8 protein-coding genes are annotated in these 21,448 nt (G+C 52.4%); 1 reads left to right on the top strand and 7 read right to left on the bottom strand.

All coding sequences use genetic code 11. The annotated features are described in order from the left end of the window. Positions 1-11: 11 nt before the first annotated feature. The 3 genes from H6B30_RS07010 to H6B30_RS07000 are packed head-to-tail and all read right to left on the bottom strand — an operon-like array spanning position 12 to position 8,108. Positions 12-1,763: a RagB/SusD family nutrient uptake outer membrane protein gene (locus H6B30_RS07010; protein ID WP_205109070.1), complete on the bottom strand. Its 1,752-nt coding sequence runs from the start codon at positions 1,761-1,763 to the stop codon at positions 12-14. A gap of 41 nt (positions 1,764-1,804) precedes the next feature. Next, positions 1,805-5,176, bottom strand: a complete 3,372-nt coding sequence (locus H6B30_RS07005; protein ID WP_205109068.1) for a SusC/RagA family TonB-linked outer membrane protein — start codon at positions 5,174-5,176, stop codon at positions 1,805-1,807. Positions 5,177-5,219: 43 nt separating this feature from the next. Further along, positions 5,220-8,108, bottom strand: coding sequence for a fasciclin domain-containing protein (locus H6B30_RS07000; RefSeq protein ID WP_205109066.1), 2,889 nt, complete (start codon positions 8,106-8,108; stop codon positions 5,220-5,222). Positions 8,109-8,644: 536 nt separating this feature from the next. Between H6B30_RS07000 and H6B30_RS06995 the strand changes: the two genes are divergently transcribed. Further along, positions 8,645-8,908, top strand: a complete 264-nt coding sequence (locus H6B30_RS06995) for a hypothetical protein (protein ID WP_205109064.1) — start codon at positions 8,645-8,647, stop codon at positions 8,906-8,908. 168 nt (positions 8,909-9,076) lie between these two features. Here H6B30_RS06995 and H6B30_RS06990 read toward each other — a convergent pair whose 3' ends face one another. From H6B30_RS06990 to H6B30_RS06975, 4 genes are all read right to left on the bottom strand, one after another. Further along, the gene (locus tag H6B30_RS06990; RefSeq protein WP_205109134.1) at positions 9,077-11,650 is read right to left on the bottom strand and encodes a hypothetical protein; all 2,574 of its coding nucleotides are present in this window, start codon (positions 11,648-11,650) and stop codon (positions 9,077-9,079) included. Positions 11,651-13,302: 1,652 nt separating this feature from the next. After that, entirely contained in the window at positions 13,303-13,875 is a 573-nt protein-coding gene (locus tag H6B30_RS06985; protein ID WP_205109062.1) for a hypothetical protein, read from the bottom strand. 71 nt (positions 13,876-13,946) lie between these two features. Beyond that, positions 13,947-16,526, bottom strand: coding sequence for a hypothetical protein (locus tag H6B30_RS06980; RefSeq protein WP_205109060.1), 2,580 nt, complete (start codon positions 16,524-16,526; stop codon positions 13,947-13,949). Between the two features lie 199 nt (positions 16,527-16,725). Then, the gene (locus H6B30_RS06975; RefSeq protein ID WP_205109058.1) at positions 16,726-21,303 is read right to left on the bottom strand and encodes a rhamnogalacturonan lyase family protein; all 4,578 of its coding nucleotides are present in this window, start codon (positions 21,301-21,303) and stop codon (positions 16,726-16,728) included. Between the last annotated feature and the right edge of the window lie 145 nt (positions 21,304-21,448).

The raw sequence follows: 21,448 nt of genomic DNA, 5'->3' as shown, positions 1-21,448 counted from the left end.
TAATTTCCTTATTATTGTTTCTGAATACTTTCCATTTTCTCGTATGCCGGGTTCTGCTTCAGCAAGAAGTTGACTTTCATCTCACTTTGCTTAACCGGGAAGTAGAGGTAAGGCTCAGACTCCATTGACATCTGCACGTCCGAACCGAGGATATTGCCGAGTATAGTGCTGGTCTTTGCCATGTTCGACAGTCCGCCCATCTCGCTCAGAAGCATATCGGGATGGAGAAGTGCCGACTGGTCGTTGGCGTCTCCCGAACGCAGGCTCCTGTAAGTGTAGCGCATCAGGTCGAACCAGCGCTTGCCTTCGAAGCACAGCTCACGCTGACGCTCCTCGAGCACGAGCTGCTCCATAGCCGACTTTGAGTTGTAAGAAGAGAACTGCAGTGTGTCGGTGGCTGTGGGTGAAGATATAGCCAGTGAGCGCTTGTTGACCGTGTTGACTATGCTGAACGCACGCTGGAGGTTGTTGGCGTCAGAAGCCTCAAGCTGCACAAGGGCCTCTGCCTTCATGAGCATCACGTCGGTGAGTCGGTAAACTATCCAGTTCTGGTCAATCTTGGTATACCCTGGGGTGATTACTGCAGTAACGGGCTTGAGCGAGGCCTCTGTATTGTCAGTTCCCGTAGGCGACACCATCTTGAACACTGTCAACTGAGTTGCATCGGCGCTCTGCACATTGAAGCAGCTTTCAAACCAACGGTAATCTTTGTCTTTGATAAACACATTGCCGTCGCCTGCCGTTGCAAACCTGCTTGCCGGAGCCATCATCAAGCCGTAGGTACGGGCTTTGTCGTCATAGTTCCAATAGCAATGCATAAGGCCGCTGTTTGAAATGTTCTCACCATCGAGCTGCAACTCAAAGATGCTCTCCATCGAGTTGCCTTGGATGAAATTGTATTGATAAGCATACTCGCCCGGATAGAGGGGGTAGCCGTCGTGGTCGATGTTTCCGATGATGCTGGGACCAGAGGCTTGGTTGTCTGACAAATACCTTGCTTTCTTCGACTCGATGACTGCGTCGCAATAGTCAACACACTTGTCATAGTCGTCCAAGTTGCCCGTCATGGAAGCGCGCCAAAGGTACACGTCGGCCAGGATGGCGTTGATGGCATCGCGGTTGATGTAACCAACGCTGCGCCAGTCGGTGTATCCGTCGGGTGAAAGCGGGGTCTGCAGCGCTTTCTGCAAATCCTCTATGCACTTGTCGAGCACGGTGAGCGGAGCCTGCTGCGGAATCTCGAAATTCTGGCTGCTGTTGAAATAAGCGCCATCGGTCACAGGCACGTCGCGGAAAGCACGCACAAGATAGAAGTAGCACAGCGCACGCAGGGCGAGCATCTGCGACTCGTCGGTGCGGAGCGTTCCCTCGGTGTAGCTCGGGTCGATGCTCACCACCTGTGGAGCCTTCTCAAGAACGATGTTGCACTTGTTGATTACAGAATAGAGAGAAGCCCAGTCTGAGAACTGGTTTTCGTAGTCCATCGTTCCCACCTTTATCTCCTCCAAGTCCGTACGCTTCGAGTCGTTGAACACAATCTCGTTGACTTCAAGCTCGTCTGAGCGGAAATCGCCCCAAACGATGCAGCGCTCTATCACGCCCGCCTGGCTCATCTCTTTGTAGGCAGCAGCCACCATCGACGTCACGTCGTCTTTGGTTTTCCAGAAATCCTCGCCAATGACCACATCGTTAGGCAACACTTCTGTGTCAATGCAGGACGTCATGAGCATGCCAGATAATAAAAACAATATATATTTCTTCATAACAATATAACTCCAATTTATATGCGTTTACACATCGAGTTTTAGAAACCTATATTAATTCCAACGGTGAACGACTTGGCTCTCGGAGTCTTAGAGTCATCCTCAGCGTATCCCCAACCGTCGGCAGAATGCTCTGGGTCGGTGCCGCTATACTTGGTCCAGCAATACAGGTTGTTAGCAGAGAGGTATATCTTAAACTGGTTCAGGCCGAGCTTCTTGGTGAGTTTCGGCGGCATGTTGTAAGTGAGCTGCACATACTGGAAGCGCACGAACGAGCCATCCTCTACATATCGGTCTGAACCCAGGTAGTTGTAAGCCACCTTGTCGCCGTACATGGCGCGTGGTATCGGGGTGACGTCGCCATCCTTGCGCCAGCGGTAGTTTACACTTGCGCACTGGTTGTAAGCCGACGACATGTTCTCAAGGTTCATGCGTGCCGTGTTGACCACCTTGTTGCCGAAGCGGTAGTTGAAGCTGGTACGCAGCGTGAACCTGTCGTAAGTGAAGGTAAAGCCGAAACCTCCGTTAACCTTAGGCAGCGAGTTGCCGAGGTAAACAACGTCGAGGCTGTTGATTTCACCATCGTGGTTGATGTCCTCGTAGATGGCGTCACCACCCTTGAACTCATAGTTCACGCCAGTGTAGTCGTATACCACATGCTTCGGGGTTCCGTCTTCCTGCATTAGCACCTTGCCATCTTTGTCGAGGGCCACAGGAGCAGTCTTGCCCTTGGCCAGGAACTCGTTGTTAATCCAGTTCTCAAAGTCGGAAGACGTCCAGTTGTTCTCCCGCTGCTGGTTGAGCAGATAGTCGTAAGAATACTGGTAAACGCCCTTGTACCTATAGCCATAGACAGAGCCGAGCGGGTTGCCCACCTGTGCGCGGTTCATATACTTACCGTTCTCGTTAGACCACTCCGCATTGACAGAGTTGAGCACTTTCTCGTCCATCTCCGTTATCTCGTTGTAGTTCTGCGAAACGTTCACGTAAGCATCCATAGAGAACTTGCCCACCTTGACGATGTCGTTGAAGTTAACGTTGAGCTCCCATCCTTCGTTGGTCATGGCACCGACGTTGGCGTAGGCCAGCTTTGAATATCCACTGGTTGTCGGGATGGCCACGTCTTTCATCAGCAGGTCGGTAGTCTTCTTGTAGTAATACTCAAACTCAGCATCGATCTTGTCGTCGAACAATCCGAGGTTGAAACCGAGGTTGTAGCTGGTTGTTGTCTCCCACTTCAGGTCGTCGAGCTTAAGCTGTGTGATAGATGTGGTTGGCGTGCCGCCTTCGGGACCGTAGGCGCCTTCGGACGGCTTGTAGATTTCGTAGAAGAGCGACTCAGAACTTGGCGCATTACCCACCATACCCCAGCTTGGGCGGAAGGCGAGCATCGACACCACCTTGCGCAACGGCTCCATGAACGGCTCGTCGATGATGTTCCATCGTGCAGACACACTGGGGAAGTAAGCCCACTTGTTCTTCGGACCAAACTTAGAGTCGCCGTCGGCACGGATGGTTAATCCGAGAGAGTAGCGGCTCTTGTAAGAAACGTGGCCAGTGTAGCTCCAGTTCTGCGAGCGCGACTTTCCGGTAGAGCTTGACGTAGGAGTCTTGCTGCCCTCAAGGAGTTCGCCGCCGAGAGTAGGAATCTCTATTCCCGGAGGCAAGAGGCGCGCGGTCTCTTCGAGCTTGCTGCTGTTACCTGTCACCATCTGATAGCGGAAGCGCATCGTGGCCGTCCAGTCCTCATTCTTGAAATAAGGAGTGAAGACGAGGTCGTTGGTAAAGGTAAATGTCATTGAGTTGCTCTCGTAGTTGTAACCGCGGTTGTAGTCGGTGTCAGTGAGTGTGAGCTTTGCCAACTCGGCAGGATAGTAGCTCGGCTTGCTGTTTGCATAGATGTCGAAGTAAGCGCCACCGGTGTATGTAAGGCGGCTCTTGCCTTCCTCGATGCCCAGCAGCTCATACTTGAGCCTGAAGTCTGGGTTGATACGATATACGGTCTCCTGCGACTTGGCCAGGTTGGCGATGGCAATGGGGTTGCCGAGCTCCCTGATCTTGTCGAGCTCCGACGACGACGGGTTGCGGTTGGCGTCGCTGCGGTTCATGATGTAATACTCATCAGTGTCTGTTCCGTCAGCCCTCTGGCGATAGATGCTCATGTTAGGGGCAATCTTCTGGGCTATACCGAGCAGGTCAGTGTAGTTCTTGTCGTTGTCGGTATAAGAGAACGAGAAGTTGGTGATGAACGTGATGCGGTCGCTCACGAAATAGTCGAGAGCCATACGTGTGGTGAAACGGTTAAGCGTCTGCTTGATAATCGTACCGGTCTGATGGTCATAACCTGCAGAAATACGGAAGTTGGCCTTCTCGCCACCACCGGTGAGGTTAAGGCTGTAGCTGTGCATCTGTCCGAACTGAGTAACAGCGTCCACCCAGTCGGTGTTGTTGTTCCAGTTCTCATACAGCGGCCAAGACTGGTTGTAGTTGAGCTCGTTGACGTTGGTCGTAGCGTCCTGAGCCTGTGTCGGGTTGTAGAGAGCCTCCTTCATGAGCATGGTGTAGCTGTCACCGTCGAGCAGCTCGTAGCCCTTGGGCTGCCAGTTGCCAGTGAACTTATACGAGAAGTTAACCCTCGTCTTGCCGCGGGCACCACGCTTTGTCTTGATCTCAATCACACCGTTGGCACCCTTTGAACCCCAGATGGCTGTAGAGGCAGCATCCTTCAGCACAGTGATGCTGGCAATATCCTCAACGTTGACAGAGAGCAGCGACGCATAGTCTTCCTCGGTTGCATTCTCCGGGTCGAAGTCGGGGGCATCGTAAATCTGGTCGTCAACGACGATGAGCGGGTTTTTGTTACCATTGATAGAAGTCACACCACGCAGGCGCATCTGTGTGCCGGCACCAAGGTTACCCGACCCGGCAACGATGTCAAGACCGGCAATCTTACCCTGGAGAGCCTCGTCGGCACTGGTGAACGACAGACCTTCAACGTCGGCCATGTCCATGGTCTGCTGGGCCACAGACACCTCACGCTTGGGTATCGAGAGACCGCCCGAGCTGGTACGGCGGCGCGATGTCACGGTCACCTCCTTCACAGTAGTCTGCGACGAGCCCAACTTCAGGTTGAACACCGTCTTTGCACCAATAGGCACGGTGATTGGCTTGGCACCCACATACGAAACAGAAAGCTTGTTCTTGGTGTTCTTGACCACCATAGAGAAGTTACCGTTCACGTCGGTGACGGCAGCTGTAACGATACGGTTGTTGGCATCTCGCTCAACAACGTTAGCCATCATCACCGGGCCGAAGTCGTCAGAGACCTTTCCCGATATTCGCGTGCCCTGGGCAAACACAGTCTGCACGAGGGTCAGCAATATGGCTGTAACCAATAGTTTTATTCTTGGCATAACTTATTTTAGCTTTGTTTTTAATTTTACTTAACTTAGTCCATCATTGCAGGCCCTGGCTGAAATCTTCCGTTGAGTTGTAGCTCAGCGGCTGTGTGAGCTCATGCACGACAGCATACGACGAAGCGGTTACGTAGTTGCCTGCCTGGGTGCGGTTCTTGTTGAACTCCAGGTCGCGGGTCATCTCGTTGGTCATGAGGTTAGTGTTCGAGGGGTCTATCACCTTCTCGCCCACCACGTCTTTCACGTGAATCTTACCGGTGTTGTCGCCCCACACCGTCAGGTTCTGGCTGATGTGTGTGTTGTCGTCAACGAGGAATGTGGTGTAATCATTATGGGTTGAGCCGAGTGTCGTTGTGGCATACACCGAGTTTGAGTGGAAGTGGTAGCGAACGAAATCGCGAATGGCCTTGATCATCACCTTGACCTGGGCCTTGGCTTCCTCCTCGCCATCGGGTGTGGTTCCCTCTTCATTGTTATATTTGGAGAATATCTCGTAGATTGCGTCCCATGTGGGCAGTCCGTGGTTCACTGCATAGTCAACGGCGTCGTTGTTGGGAGCATAGAGAGTGTAGTTGTAGTTGCTGAAGAACTTCACGTTGTAGTCGATGCAACGCAGCTGCTGGTCTGACGAAGTGCTGGTCTCGCCCGGTATGAAGAACGTCTTATACTGGTCGGACTCGATGATGCCCGTGCCGCCTTCCTCTTTCTCGGTGGATATTCCGGCCCAAGCCATAATCTCGGTGTCGAACCCGTTGCAAAGGTCGAAGAACTTGCTGAAGCGCGGCGTTGTGCTCAAATAAGAATAAACGCTGCGGGTTGTTCCCTGTATGAGGTGGTCGATGGCATACGACTTTCCGTTGGTCTGGTTGAACACCTCAGTGATGGTCGATGCAGGCAGGCCGTCGACGAGCTGTCCGCCGCCGAGCACGCGCCCGTTGCTCAGGTCGCCGCTGCCCTCAATCTTCACTCCGGCTCCGTTCTTTGTCAGGTAATAGCATCCGGGCTGCAGCGTCTCGTTCTCGCCGAGCACAATGGTGCTCTGCTGTATTATGTCTGAGAGCTGGGCCTTGATGATGGGCATGTTTGCGTCGTTGTTGGCTCCCTCGAAGTCGATGACGCCTATAGAGTCGCCCACCTGATGTGTCTCCACATTATACTTCCACCTCGATGCTGCAATACCGGCAGAACCGGCGGTAGAGCTTGACGAGCCGGAGCCTACATAATAATAATGTATCACTTCGGGGCCTGTAGAGCGGGTGAGCGAAGTCGGGTCGAGATAATAACAGTCGAAAGCCTCGTTGGTGGGCAAGAACAGACCGTAGTTCGACGATGTCGAAAGCAGGTAAGCATAGTAGTCGAGTCCGAGTCCGTATACATTATTATATGTAACGTTCTGGATTATCCAGTTCACCATGCTCATGTTTGTCTCGGCTCCGAAGAGTGCCGGGGCCGAAACCACCTCGTAAGCCTTGGGGCCGAACACCTTGTTCATGACATACACCACGCCGTTGTTGGCAATGCGCACATCGTAGCCACCGTCTGCCTTGGTCTTGAGGTCGCCAATGGTGATGCCCATCACGTCTTTTGCGTCGTCGACGATAGACGAGAACTTGCTGGGCACTGAAGCTGCAAACGAAGTGTTCATCATGTTTGAGATGAGCTTGGAGAGAATGCTCAGAGGCACGTCCTCCACATTTCTCATCACGTTCTCCTTGGTATTTGGCAGCTTGCCGTAAGTGGTAAGCAGTATGCTTCCTGCACCTTCGGTGAGGTATGTCGAAAGGGCCTCGTCGTCGGGCACGAACATCACGCCGAGGTCGGCCAGCTCGGTGGCTGTCGATCCAGTGAGCGAAGCCACGTAATACTCATTCCATCCCGGGTCGAATGTGAGCAGGTTGTCGTCTAGGAATACGCCTCCGCTCCTTGCGTCGCCGTTGAACTTGACGTTGCCCTGCGACATCTTGCTGAGATAGCGCACCTCATAGATAGAGTCGGGGTTGGGCACTCCGGTCATGTCCTGCACCTTCTCCTGCTCTGCATACCAGTCGTGGTAGTTGTTTGTCACCTGGCTGTTGTAGACAGGCATTGCAAAACGGTCGAGCATGTGGTTGAAGATAGACAGGTTCTTGTCGCGCTTAATGAGCTGCGCCATGTTGCCCGGAGGCGTAACCACATCCTCCACCTGGTGGATGTAACCGTTCTGGCAGGTGATGTCGCGCGATGTTATCCTGTTGCCAAACACATAGGCATCGTTGGAGTCTTCATAGCTACCGCCGGTGATGATTGAGAAGTCGCTACCGTCGCCCACGGTGGTGATGCTGTTCTTGAGCATGTAGTCGCGCGTGAAGTGAACGAGCATGGGCTTCGTTGCGTCGCTCACGAGCGAGATGCCGTTGGAGAAGCGTGTCCAGAATGGATTGCGCTCACCGTAAGCGTCGAGGGCCGACAGGAAGGGGTATGTGGTGACAGTGTCGATGGCATTGAGTGAAGTGGCATGCTTCACAGCATTTCCCGACACGATGCCGTCGTTGGAGCTAACGTTAGACAACATTTCAACCAGGATGGCATTGTCGAGCATCGACGAGTAGAGTAGCATTTTCTTCTGCGCCTGCGTCAGGTCTTCATAGCGGCTCACGCCCCAGTCGTTGCTCTGGAAGAAGCGTTCAAACGCCTCGTCGTTGGCGGGGAACACCGTCTTGCTACCGGTGCGGTTGAGTGTCTCGGCATAGCCGAGGTCGTCAACCAGACGGAGATAGTTTTTGAACGTACCCGTAAGGCCCTTTGACGGGTCCGGGTTGCTCAACTCCCCGTAGATGCTCTCGCCCAGCCACGACGGCTTGGATTTTTCATCCACAAGTTCGTTCTTATCCACACAGGAAGACAACATTCCCACGCAGACAAGCGAAAAACAAAAGATGAGTTTCTTCATACTGCTTTTTTGATTTATATTTATTTTGTAGTTATTGACCCCTAAATGTTAATAGGCAACACGAATCTGATTGTTTTATAGTTTGGGCAAAGTTACATATTTTTTAGGTAATAAAGAAAACAAAAGGAAAGAAAATTTAATGAGGAAACCCGTAAAGGGGGTATATGCTAAATATTTTAGCAATTAAAGGTGGTTAATGTCAATTATCTATGCCTTAAACCCATTCAAAACGGTTCAATGAAAATGTTAAAATGAACGATTGGCTGTATTTACCAAATACAAAAAACGGTCGATTTTATATGTTGAAATCGCATCAGACTGTTATCGCGAGGCCTGGAACATTTGGCATGAAACTACGCTTACATGCGAAAATATGGATTAAAATACGATAAACAGACATAAAAGATTACACTCTGTGAAGTCTGCGCGGCTACCGCGAAAACAAACGATGAGCAAGCGGCAGCTTCCGAAAACCGTGGGCAAACGAAATTAAATCCGGCAGGGAAAAGCATCGGGAAACGGACGCCGGAAGGGCTATGGCAAACCATGCCAAACTGTACGACGACGCCGTGGCGATGGCGAAAAAGCCGGTGAAACCACCGGTTGAACGCTACGAAGGCAAGAATGGGGAAAAAACTGTACCAAAAGCCATAGGCCGACAGACAACAGCTGGCATGCAGCAGCACATCAAACTAGCATTCAGCGCGTTGCATTTCAGTGCCAACTACGCACAGAAGGCGTTTGGAAAACAATTTCCTGACAAAACAATGCTTTATGTACAGAAATATGAAACTCTGTGAAACAAAACAAAAACCGGGTGATTTAAAACAATGAAATATTACGACAAATCTCGTCAAAAGCCTGTCGTTGGCATCTGCCCTGTAAGCACATACAGACAGATACGAACAACCAGACCAAAGAGCCTGAGGCCCCTTGGTACTGGTTGTTGATTATTATAGACGTCTAACTTACTTTACCACATACTTCTTGCCGTCGACAATGTAGATGCCTTTGGCCAGACCATCGAGTGAAGTTGCGTTAGAACGAACCTTCATACCGTTGAGGTTGTAAACGTCGAAGGTAGTGTCTACCACCTCTACGTCAGAGATACCTGACTCGTATTCTTCCTTAGTGCCGTAGTAAACCAGCACTGGCGAACCAAAGCAGATGATGTTTACGCTCTGGTTGGTACCATCTTCCTTAGGAATCTTCACAAGACCCACGCGGAGATAGTGGGGAGCAACAAGGCCTTCAGACGTTTCAACATTTTCGATGTTGGTCTGAACCACAAACCTATCCCATTCACCAATCTGCTGTTTCTTAGAGCCATCGCCCTTTGTGATTACATTCACTGAGTCGGCACCGGCAATCAGGTAAGTGTAAGTCTGGTTCTCACCGATTTCGCTCCACGACGAACTGTGCACGGCACATGTTGCAGAGAACTCGTAAATACCTGTCTTCTTGATATATACATCCTTTACAATGTACTTGTTGTCGGATGCTGTGACACCACGGTTGAACACCACGGCGCGTCCTTTGTAAGTAGGCATGTCAACGTCGCTGGCCTTCCATGCTGCAGTACCGGTGCCATTGTCTACCGACCATCCGTTGGTTCCGTCGGTGAAGTCGTCGTTAACGAGAGTGATGTATCCAGGTGTCTGATAAGAGGCGTTTGCCAGATAGAAGTCGCCAACAGCATCGTTGAGCAGCGAGTCGGTCTTGACGAGCTGGAGCGAATCGCGCTCAGACTGAGCATTGAGCGACTTATAATATGTGTCGGCTGTTGTGATGGCAGCCCTCAGCTCATCCTTTCCGTTGGGGCGGGTCTCGTCGCCGGTCAGCTTGTTGGCAGCTGCAATGTCGTCACCCAACTGTGTATATTCCTTATTGATAGCGTAATAGTCGCGGATGGCATCACGCATCAAAGGCATCTGGTCGTTGAGTTTGTCAATGTCTTCCTGAACGGCATTGGTGTACTGGTCGTAAATGCCTTGCGACACATTGATGGAATCCTGCAGCACGTCCTTGCCCCAGATGTAGCGAGAGTCGGCGATAACGGTCTTGGCCGAATCAATCATTGTCTTGAGAGAGTTCTGTGCGTCGGCAAGATTGTTCTCGAGGAAGAAGCGCTCAACGTCTTCGTCGGTAACCCCGAGTATGCGGATGTGCATGTTGTCGAAATGCACCTGGCCACCGCCACTCACGCGGTTACGGTCGTTGCCGCTGGCAGCCTCGTTGGCGGCACGGTAGAAGCCGAGTGTCTGCTCACCGTCGTTGGCCACATTGAACACATGGAAATAAGTGTTTGCCTTCCAAGTCGGCACATCAGCCATGTCGACAGAGTCGGCATTGATGAAATATTTCAGGCCGCTGCGCTGGTTGTACCAGTCAACGATATAGGTCTCCTTTGCAGCTGTATAATACTGATAGGCAGAGGCCTGCACCATATAGAGATACTTACCCTTGGGCAGGAAAGCCGACTGATACTGCGAACCGGCACCCAAGCCGTAGCCACCGTTGATGTCGGCGAAGATGTGGCGGGTAGAGTAGTTAGACCACGGTGCGCTCACGCCCCAGCGTCCGCCGCTCTCTGTCCAACCGTCGGCAGCACCCTTGTTGGCGCTTTTCTCTGCGCAATCGTCGAATGTGAAATAATTAAAATATTTCGAAACGTCTGCAGAGATGGTGTTTAGGTACTCTTGAAGTGCCGAACCATCGCTTCCGAGAATCATGCTTACCATTCCGTTCACGTCGTCAACAGTGAGGTCGGGATTCTCCATCGAAGCCTTGAGGTCTTCAATCGGGCCGACCAGGTAATCGGCAGCACCGGGGAAGTTGGTCTCGTCGGCAACAAAAGCCTCCAATGTCTTGACGGCATCCTGCAGCAGACGGTCGTCGCCAACCTGCTCTACGGGATATACACCGAAATCGGCGAAGCAGTCGTACTGAATCAGGTTGAAGAACTCGAAGTTTACATATTCGTCGGCCTCAACGCGATAGTTGTAAGAAACAGTCATCCAGTTGCCTGCCTCGGTCTCTACATATGCGGCCACACTCGAAGTGATGTTGTCGGCCTCGTTGGTGCTCAGGTAAGGCGACTTGCCCGAGTTGTTGAGGAACACGTCCTGATAGTTGTCGTTACGGCCGCTTGAGCGGGTGTTCGACGTACAGCCACCGGTCAGGGCCTTCACCTTGTATGTGAATACATAGTTACCGGGAGTAAGGCGCACGCTCTGGCGGAAGTTTGCGCTGTTGTGAAGGTTTGTGCCAAGCGTTCCGCCACTCATAGACACCTGTAGGCAGTTCATGCCGTCGGGGCCTCCTGCCGGAACGACACTGAAAGTGTCGGTGGGCACAGCATTTCCTGTCAGGCCGGTCCAACCGTTCACGCCATCCGAGAAATCGCCATTGGTGAGCATGTTCTCACCAATAATCTTAAACTTACCATTAAAGGTGTAGACAGCATCCCCTTGCTGGTAAGCAAATGAAGGCGTTGCCAAGCCAGCGATGGCTGCCATCATCATAAGTAATCGTCTCTTCATAAATAACAATTAAATTAGTTGAAATACTTTGTTTAGTAATAGTTTTTTGATCTGACATTGCAAAGATAGCTAAAAGAAAGCAAACCACAATGTTTCATCACTGTATTTTTAAAGCGCATAATTGATATTTAAGCTGTTTTAACTCTGTGGTCATTAAACCGTGCAAAATGAATAGCAACAAATCATAAAATGACGTCTGCACAGGCCGGTCTGTACACCAGCGATGCGGCAATCGGGCTGGATATGCCTGCGCCGACGATGTCGCCACTGCTTATGGCAGAACCCGACCACAAGCATATATAATTATATAATAATGTGTAAGTAGGTGTTCAAAATTAATTCCCAACAGCTATATATATAATAATGTGTAAAACGCTGTTTATTACCTCATGTCGGGGCCATCAGTCTCTGCGCTGACCCAACATTTGCAATACCCATGCCCTTTGCACACCTGGCCCGCCCCACCCTTTGACTATGGGCGGGCATGGCCCCGACGCCATTTGAATGAGAAAAAATGTAGCTGAGCTTGATAACGACGCTGCCCACCACAACAACGGCTCTCTGCCGAACGCCGTTTTTCACGTTTGCTTCATGCCCCTCAAACATTTCACTCAGATTTCTGGCTTCTTGACTGCATTATTTTACCGACGTTTACCGCCACAATTTCAACATTGACAGGCAATAAGAGCAAACAACGCCAACCTGCAGCCGCAGGGCAAACCGTAATCGGCACATACCGAAAGTTGGGCGGGCCACACATGCGAAAAGCAACGGCAAAGATGCCGTTTGGTGGCGGTAAGCAACTGTTCAAAACTAACCAATACAATAGACCTTGCATGTGTCCACTATATATTTGCCTCCATCTTGTGCGCTCTTGCGGGCCGCATACCAAAGTCTCATAGGTAGCGTAGCCCGCCCCGCTCTCTTTTCGGACTTTGGCATGCATCTCCGAAAGAGCGCACAATTTGATGGCAACTGATTTTGAACACCTACTTAAAAGTTGGCAAAACGCCAATAAAACGCCCGGCATGCTTCGGGCAGCATTGCAAAACGCTGTGGTCCGACAAATGGGCCGTCCGGCCCACGCAACAATGCCATGGGGCGTTTTGACTGCCTACATAATGCCGGGGCTGAAGAAAAACGCCGGCTAAAAACCTACCCCTCAACCGGTGCTGCGCAATACGTGCCGTTCGGCATTGCAAAACGGCCCGTTCGGCACTGCAAAACGGCCCGTCCGGCACTGCAAAACGGGCCATACCGGCCTACAGCCGGCCAAGGCCGCACGCAGCGGCGCAGCCCCATGCCGACACCACACCCACGGCAGGGCCATCTCTCACCCCCCCTACCGGGCTGTTCATCACAAAAAACACGCATAAAAATGTAGCGCATAATGACTTCCTGTTTTACCGCATTTATGGCGGCACACGCCGGTTAAAAGGGTGAGGAAAGAGCCTCGGCGGAGAACACAGGCGCTTGACAAGCAGGGCATCGACACCAAAACAAGAATCATGCGGCAGGATTGCCGGTTTGAGGGTGCAATAATTTGGCAAAACCGCGGCGGCAATACAGCAGAAAAAGCAAGGGGCTGCGAGGCGAAAAGCAACAAAAAAGGGCGAAAAGGCTGTTGCCCTTTCGCCCAAGATATAATGATATCAATCAAACCATCTAACAGAATCATAAACAATAACCATATTCTTACGCAATGTTGTAATATAACAACATACAAATGTATCACATGCTTTTGAAAAATACTCTTCATCACCATCGTGGGCTCTTAGATCTGCATTAGTATATTCCTCCTCACTTGCCCAAATGGCAATTTTTTCTCCAATCGGTATTGGTCTACACACATACATTGACAAAGTATAATCATAAGTATAAACGGAAGGCCATAAACCCCTATCATCGAAATAAAGATTAGTCAATGGGGTAATTAAATCGATATATGAATAATCTGCCAAAATTACTGCCGTATGACCATCTAAATAAAAAGGAAAAGGCCCCCTATCTCCTACAACAACACCTCCGTTATTATTTGCACTAGTAACGATAAATGTTTTATATTTATCCCCGTAAATATCGAAATCAACAAAATACGGTAAATTACCTCCTCGTGTTTCCCCATTAATACATTTATCATCATCTACACTTAACAAAGCATCTGTATCTGAATCACACGAAAACAATGCAAAAAGTATGCATAAAAAGATAAAATATTGTCTCATAAACAAGTCAATTAAAAGTGTGCCAAAAGCGTTTAAGCTTTTGGCACTAAATTAATATTAGATATAATGAATTATTTCACAACATACTTCTTGCCGTTGACAATATAGATGCCCTTGGCAAGGCCGTCGAGAGAGTTGACGTTAGAGCGCACCTTCATGCCATTGAGGTTGTAAACATCAAACGTGGTGTCGACCACCTCCACATCGGTAACGCCGGTCTCATAGTCCTCGATAGAACCGTAGTAGAGCAGCTTGGTGTTGGCAATGTAAATCATGTTGACAACAGCGTTGGTTCCATCGGGCAACGGACGCTTCTCAAGACCCACGCGGATGTAGCCGGCCACGGGCACCTGCTCGGTGTCGTTGATGTCGGTAACCTTGCTTACCACGCTGAAGTCGTCGAACGAACCAACAACCTGGGCAGTGGGCTCACCCGGTCCGAGAGTGCAAACCTCGATGGAGTCTTTGTTGGCATAGAGGTAAGTGCTGGTCACCTGGCCCTCGATTGAGCTCCACTGTGAGTTATGCACGGCCAGAGTGGCGAAGAACTCGTAGACTCCGGGCTGCTCAACCTTTACGTCCTGATATGCATACTTGTTGTCGTATGCCGTGTTGCCGCGGTTGAAGTACATGGTGCGGCCCACGCCGTCGATGGTGCCAAACTTCCAAGAAGCAGTGCCGCCTATGGCATCGATAGACCATCCGGTTGAGTTGTCGGCAAAGTCGGCGTTCACCAGGTTCATCACAGCAGGTGCCTCCCACGATGCGTTGGCAACATAGAATGTCTGCACAGCGGCATTGAGCGTAGAGTCGGTCTTGACAAGAGTGAGCGAGTCGCGCACCGACGACGCGTTGAGCGGAGTGTAATAGTCTTCGGCCGTCTTGATGGCAGCATTGAGTGCATCCTTGCCGGCAGGGCGTTTTGCGTCGGCAGCCACTTCCTTGGCAGCCTCAATGTCCTCGCCCAGCTGCACATATTCCTTGTTTACAGCATAGTAAGCGCGGATGGCGTCGCGCATGATAGGCATCTGTGCGTCGAGCTTGTCGATGTCTTCCTGCGTAGGATTGGTGCATGTTGCATACACATTGTCAGACTCGTCGATCACAGCCTGCAGCTCGTCCTTGCCCCAGATGTACTTTGTAAGCGCAACAACGTTCTTGGCCGAGTCGACCATCACCTTGAGCGCGTTCTGCGAGTTGGCCAGTGTCTCCTTCAGGAAGTAAGCCTCAACATCCTCGTTGGTAACGCCGAGTATGCGTATGTGCATGTTGTCGAAGCGCACAATGCCCGAACCGCTCACCTTGTTGCGGTCGTTGCCCGTAAAGGCACTCTGGGCGTCGCGATAGAATCCGATGGTCTGGTCGCCGTCTTCAGCCACGTCGAACACCTTGTAATAAATGTTAGACATGTATGTGGGCACGTCTTTCATTTCTGCAGAGTCGCCATTTATAAAGAAGCCCATGCCCGAAACATTGTTATAGTAGTCGGGTATGTAGAAGTTGGATTTCTTGCCCGAGCCGTCGCCGTAATACCTTGTACCCGAGCCCTTTACCATATACAGGTACTTGCCTTTGGGGAGTGCGGCAGTCTGATACTGGCTACCGGCAGCCATGGCCACGTTGGCCGGGCTCTCGGCAAAGATGTGGCGTGTGGTCATGTCAGACCACGGAGCCCTCACGCCCCAGCGTCCGCCGGTCTCCGACCATCCCTCGGCAGCGCCCTTGTTGGCGCCCTTCTCGGTGCAGTCGTCAAACGTGAAGTAATCGAAATAAGAAGACACGTCGGCAGAAATGGCGTTGAGATACTCGCTCAGGGCCGACTCGCTGCCCATGATCATATCAACCATGCCGTTGAGCTCGTCAACCGAGATGTCGGGATTCTCGGCAGCAGACCTCAGCTCGGCCAAGGGCTCCGACAGGTAGTCGGCTGCATCGGGGAATGTCTCGGTGTCGTCGATGATGCTTTGCAGTGTGTTTGCTGCGCTGGTGGCAATGCGGTCGTCGCCCACTTGAGTAGCTGAATAAACGCCGAAGTCGGCAAAGCTGTCAAACTGGATGAGGTTGAAGAACTCAAAGTTGAGGTAGATGTCTGTCTCGGCGCGGTAGGCATAGTTGATGGTCATCCACTCGCCGCCCTTGGTGTCAATCCACTCGGCCACGCTTCCCTGCGACTTGTTGTCTTCTGTCTCGGTGGGATACGGGCTCAATCCGTTGCCGTTGACGAACACATCCTGGTAGTTGTCGTTGCGGCCCGACCAGCGTGCGGTAGACGTAACGCCACCGGTGTTGGCCTTGACCTTGTAAGAAATCACATAGGTATTGCCGCCGGCAAGGCGCACGCTCTGGCGGAAGTTGGCACTGCCGTCGAGAGTGTTGCCCATCGTACCGCCACTAATCATGACCTGAAGGCACGGTTTGCCATCGGGCCCGCCGTTGGGCACAACGTTGAACGTGTCGGTAGGAATGGCCCTGCCGGTCAGGCCGGTCCATCCGGTCGTACCGTTTGAGAAATCGCCATTGACCAAGATGTTCTCACCCACAATCTTGTACTTGCCTGAATGGGTATAAACTGCGTCGCCGATGTTATAAGCATACGCCGACCCAGCTACGCCCATGAAGGCAGCCGCCATCATTAGTAATTGCTTCTTCATAAATAATTAAGTTGGTTATTAATAAGTTTCGTTTTTAGCCTTTGGTCATATCTTTCGGCGACAAAGATAGGTAAAAACAGTCAAATATTATCCTTTATACACTAATTCTTTGTGGATAATCACACAAAATTAATTAGTTTTAACTAAAATGAGCGTAAAACGGACACCAAACTCCGTTTTACGCTCAATATAATCAGATTCAGTCGATTACGACTTTCACCGTAGAAGCCGAATCGGCTCCGCTGATGCGGATGATGTATGTGCCCGATGCACCGATGGCGCTCTTGGCACGCTCTACGGCTGTTGCACCTGTGGCCTCAAACTGTCCGACAAGCACTCCACTGAGAGTGAACACGCGGCAAACGACAGCCTCGTCGGCGGCCGGCTTCGACGAGATGCCTGCCGAAGAGATGACGCGCAGTTTGCCTTCGGCCGCAAGCAGGCCGGTGCTGTCCCAGTCGAGCCACTCGGGCAGCTCGGGCAGTTCTACCGTAGGTGTGCCGCTGAAGCTGCCGGCCGTCCAGAGCACTATCTCATCGCCCTCCTCGGGAGAGTAGTTGTCGCTGAGAGTAATGCGGATGGTGCCGTCGGCCTTGAATGCTCCGCCCACTTTGAGGAAAGACCTCGAGCTCGTGGTGTTCGAAGCGTTCTTGATGTTGAGGCTGACCACAGAGCCGGCATTGGCCGTTAGGTTGCCCTCGGCGGCAACGAAGCCCGACACATCGGCTGTGGTGGTGCGGCCCGGGGCAAGCTCTGCTCCCGAGTTGAGCACAATGTTTTTCACCGTGCCGGTGCCCTTGATCGACGTGCCGCTGTTCATCGTTATCGTGCCAGACATGATGCACGTTGCCGAATTGTATGTGTCAAGATAAAGCCCGCCGCCGTTCACCGTTACCGAACCGATGTTGTCTTGCGGGGAAGAGGTGTATACAGACCATGTGCCGTCGCCGGTCTTCACTACCGACGAGCCATCGAACTGGCCACGGAACTTGATGTCGTCGCCCTGGCCGCCAATGGTGTACGTGCCGCCTCCGGCCAGTACGCCCGAGCCCGTGACGTTGGCAATGCTCACAGCGTGGCCCCTGTTGTTGAATGTCACGCCCGAATTGAGCTGCAGTGTAGCCTTAGGCAGACCGTAGTTGTTGTCGAAGTCGAACGACGGGTCGTAGGTGGCGCGCTTCGACAAGCCCGGCACGAGCGTTCCCTCAAACTCGCTCCAGTCGCCCTGGAAGTAGTTGCGGACACCTGCCGCGTTGACGTTGAACGTTCCGGCACCTGTCAGTTTGCCGCGGTAGTTGCAACGCGGGTCGGCATAGAACGTGCCGGTTGCGCCCTCGGGCACCTCAAACGCTGCATAGTTGGTGGTGTAAGAGCCTTCGCTGTTGGGGTCGTAAAGCGTTCCGCCGCGGAACTCTACGACAGACGGCAGCTGTGTCTGGTCACCGCTCTCAACGGCATTGACCACTCCGGCAACGATGATGAGGCGGCCCACCTGGTTGGAAGAGCCGAGCGTGAGCGTTCCGGTACCGTCTTTGCTGAGCACAGCCGACGCCCCAGTGCCGGCAATGCCGCGCTCCATGGTGAGCGACGACGACGGCTTGACGTCGATGACTGCACCGCCCTCGCCTACGAAAATCTCCTGGCCGGAGGTCACTGAGCCCGACACACCGAGTATGCCGTTGCCTGTGATGGTGACCTTCTTGTCGAGTCCGCCCAGCGAACCAAACTCCTGGCCGACGTTGTTGGCAAGCGACGTTACCACGAGCTCACCACCGCTGATGGTGGTATTGCCGGTGTGGTTGACATTGTTTATTGTGACGCTGCCAGTGCCGCGCTTCTCGACTGTGGGGTCTCCGACGATGCTGTCGCCGGATATTGTGAAGTCTTTCTCGGAGTTGTCGAATACTATGCTCTTGGGAGCGACGTTGCCACTGATGGTAATGTCGGTGACAGAGGCAATGTCGTTGAACGTGACGATGTCGCCCTGGACAAACGAACGCACGTCTTCAGAACCGTCGACGGCAAAGTTCGGGGTCTTGTCAAGGTCCCAATCGCCACCTTCGGCGCCTGTCCACGTCACGTTGCCCGGCACGTAGTTCTCTATGGAGATATACAGCTTGCCGTCTTCGTAGGTCAAGGTCTTGCGCTGGCTGTTGAGCCCTTCGATGACAAGGTCGTTGATGTCGCCTTCTATCTTGCCAAACTCACCAATCAGATACTTGCCCTCGGCAATCCTGTCCTCGCCCGAAGCAGGATGGCAAACAAACTCCATCACCGGGGTGAGATACTGCGGACCGTTCTTCCAGTCCTTCTTCCCAATGGTGAGGACATTGGCCTTTATCTGGTCGGAAGAGATGCCGTCGCTGAACAAGTCGATAAGCATCCGCGAACCGAAGTTGAGTATGAGCGAGTCGGTCTCGATGGTTCCCTGCTTGCCTTCGCCTCCTGGCAGCAGCCTGGCGTTGTACTCTGCCTGTATGCCCTTCATGAACTTGCCGCCATCAGAGATGAGCGTTGTGTGGCGGTTGAGCCAGACGCGGCTTGACTGCATGGTTCCGTCGAAGCTGAGCGTACCGCCCCATACGTCGGTGTTGCCCGTATATGTCTCGGTGACCTTGGGCAGCACAAGCACTCCGCTGCCCTGCTTGACAAGGCGCATTGAACCGGTGAACGCCCCGCCCGTGAGCGTGTGGGTGTATGTCTCGGTAGTGATGTTGTTGTTGTCGTCATGGCCTTGCGTCCATATCGGCGCATTGTCGGTAAAGATGTAAGGCTGTGCACCGTCGGCAACGCTGACAGTCATGTCGTTGGTCTCGCACATGATGATGTGTTTGTCGTTGCTACCGGCATCTATCGACGAACCGTTTGCAATCTCGTCACGCCCCGTCATGGAAAGAGCCGGCGGCGCCATCGTGATGCCTTCCATCTCGCCAAGGTAGTAGCTTGCATGCGGAGTCTGGTTGTATCCGCACATCTGCCATACCATAGCCTGGCGGTACTGGTGGTCATGCCAGAGCGAGTAGTTGCGCCACTTTGTGGGGAAGTCGGTTGTGTAGATGCGTATGTTGTTGTTGGCTGTGCGCATGATGACCTCCTCGCGCCAGTCGCCCAGCACATCGCCCTGATAGCAAGGCGTTCCCTTTGTGTCGTTGTTGGTCATGCTGCCGGCCAGCACCGCTATCTCGCCTTCGCGCGCCTTGACGATGTGTCCCTCGGTGTTCTTGCCGTTGCGATAGTCGAACGACTCTTCGCAAAGGTCGCCATCCCAATATATCCTGAAGTTCTGTGTAATGTTGAACGAACTCTTCGAATATCCGTCGACGCCGGCATGGGCCGCAGCGCCAACGAGATTGTCGTCGCGCGACGACACTCCCTGGGCACCGGGTATGTCGTCTACAAACTTGCCCATGTTGGCACGGCCGTCGTCGCGGCTGCCCACAGAGCGGTAATATATCTTCGACGTGGTTGCGTCGCGGAAGTTATTGTTAGGCTGCGACTCGTTGCAGGCAAAGATTTCCTGCCCGAAGCTGTATGGGTCGAAGTCGCTGCAGTGCTGCGAGTCGCCGTGTCCGAGGCCGCTCGACGAGAGGCCCTTGCCGTTGTCATCAATCACCATGGAGCCGAACACAATCTCATCGCGCCCGTCCCAATCGACGTCTGAGATGCAATAGTTATGGTAACCCTGCCCGTACCACATCGATCCCGGCGTGTTGCAGTTCCAGCGCCAACGCTCTACGAGCTGGTGGGTAGCGGGGTTAACATCGTATGCAATCATCTTGTGGCGTGTGTATATGCCACGTGCGATGAAGATGCTGGGCTTGCGGCCGTCGAGCACGGGAGCGCCAAAGAAATGCTTTGTGGAACGGTGGCCGTAGCCGTCGCCCCAAGCAGCGTTGAGGTCGGTCTCGCCGTCTTCAAGCCTTTTCAGCGGATACTCCATTATCTGGTAAGGCTCTCCGGTCTCGCCATTGAGGTAGAGCAGGAACTCCTGACCCTCGTGCACAAAGAACTCGGCCCCTCCCGTATGCCCGTCTGCCGGGCGGTAGTCGGCATTCATGTCGCCAATCTCAACCGTTGTGCCGTCGGCCTTGTGTACTACTGTACCATCGGAAGCACGCAACACAGCCTCGGCCTTGCCGTCGCCATCCCAGTCGTAAGCAACGATATTGTTCTCGTTGTTCTGGAAATCGGCCATGTTCGGTCCCAGGTCAATCCACCACAACCGCTTTCCGTTGAGCTTATATACCTCGATGATGGCATACTCACCGTTGTTTCCTCCTTTCTTCCAACGCCCGGCTATGTCTTCCTGGTTGTCAAACTTCAATAGAATCTCAAGCTCGCCGTCGCCGTCAACGTCGGCCATGCAAGCGTCGTTGGGTATGTACGTGCTCTTGAGGTTGCCGTGATCCATCTGCACTTCAAGGTAATTGTTGGCCCATGGCGTCACGGCGTCCGACATCTGCTGCGGTACGCCGCGTACAACCGCCTGCACCTGATAGCTGCTTGATGTAGATCCGCTTTTGTCCAAGTAGTTTGAAACATTGAGAGGCTCGCTGTTCAGCTTGGTGCCGTCGCGGTAGATGTTGTACTTAACATCATAATATTCCTCGGCAGGCATACGCCAGCTGCAGAAGATGCCCCCCTCCTTGTTTAGCTTGGAGTCTGCCTTTACCTGGACAGCCACCAAGCCTCGGTCGAGCACGTCGGTCGCGCGCTGCGCCGAGGCAGTGCCCGATAACATTCCCAACACAAACAGAGGTAGAAATCTTTTCTTCATGTTACTATTGTTTGTAGTTATTGATATATAATGAATATATGTAAAATTAGCAATAGAGTCACAGACGCAAGTTATCCAGATAACACGTTTGTCAATGCAAAAGTAGTATAAAAAAGGATTATACACGCAAATAATTAACACAAAA

Source organism: Marseilla massiliensis (assembly GCF_016899955.1).
GTDB lineage: Bacteria > Bacteroidota > Bacteroidia > Bacteroidales > Bacteroidaceae > Prevotella > Prevotella intestinigallinarum.
The sequence above is the reverse complement of the archived record's forward strand: the minus strand, read 5'-3'. Positions and strand labels throughout refer to the sequence as shown.

Coding starts and splice junctions, on each gene's coding strand:
- H6B30_RS07000 (WP_205109066.1), bottom strand. CDS start 8,108: ATGAAGAAACTCATCTTTTGTTTTTCGCTTGTCTGCGTGGGAATGTTG.
- H6B30_RS07010 (WP_205109070.1), bottom strand. CDS start 1,763: ATGAAGAAATATATATTGTTTTTATTATCTGGCATGCTCATGACGTCC.
- H6B30_RS06980 (WP_205109060.1), bottom strand. CDS start 16,526: ATGAAGAAGCAATTACTAATGATGGCGGCTGCCTTCATGGGCGTAGCT.
- H6B30_RS06995 (WP_205109064.1), top strand. CDS start 8,645: ATGGCAAACCATGCCAAACTGTACGACGACGCCGTGGCGATGGCGAAA.
- H6B30_RS07005 (WP_205109068.1), bottom strand. CDS start 5,176: ATGCCAAGAATAAAACTATTGGTTACAGCCATATTGCTGACCCTCGTG.
- H6B30_RS06975 (WP_205109058.1), bottom strand. CDS start 21,303: ATGAAGAAAAGATTTCTACCTCTGTTTGTGTTGGGAATGTTATCGGGC.
- H6B30_RS06985 (WP_205109062.1), bottom strand. CDS start 13,875: ATGAGACAATATTTTATCTTTTTATGCATACTTTTTGCATTGTTTTCG.
- H6B30_RS06990 (WP_205109134.1), bottom strand. CDS start 11,650: ATGAAGAGACGATTACTTATGATGATGGCAGCCATCGCTGGCTTGGCA.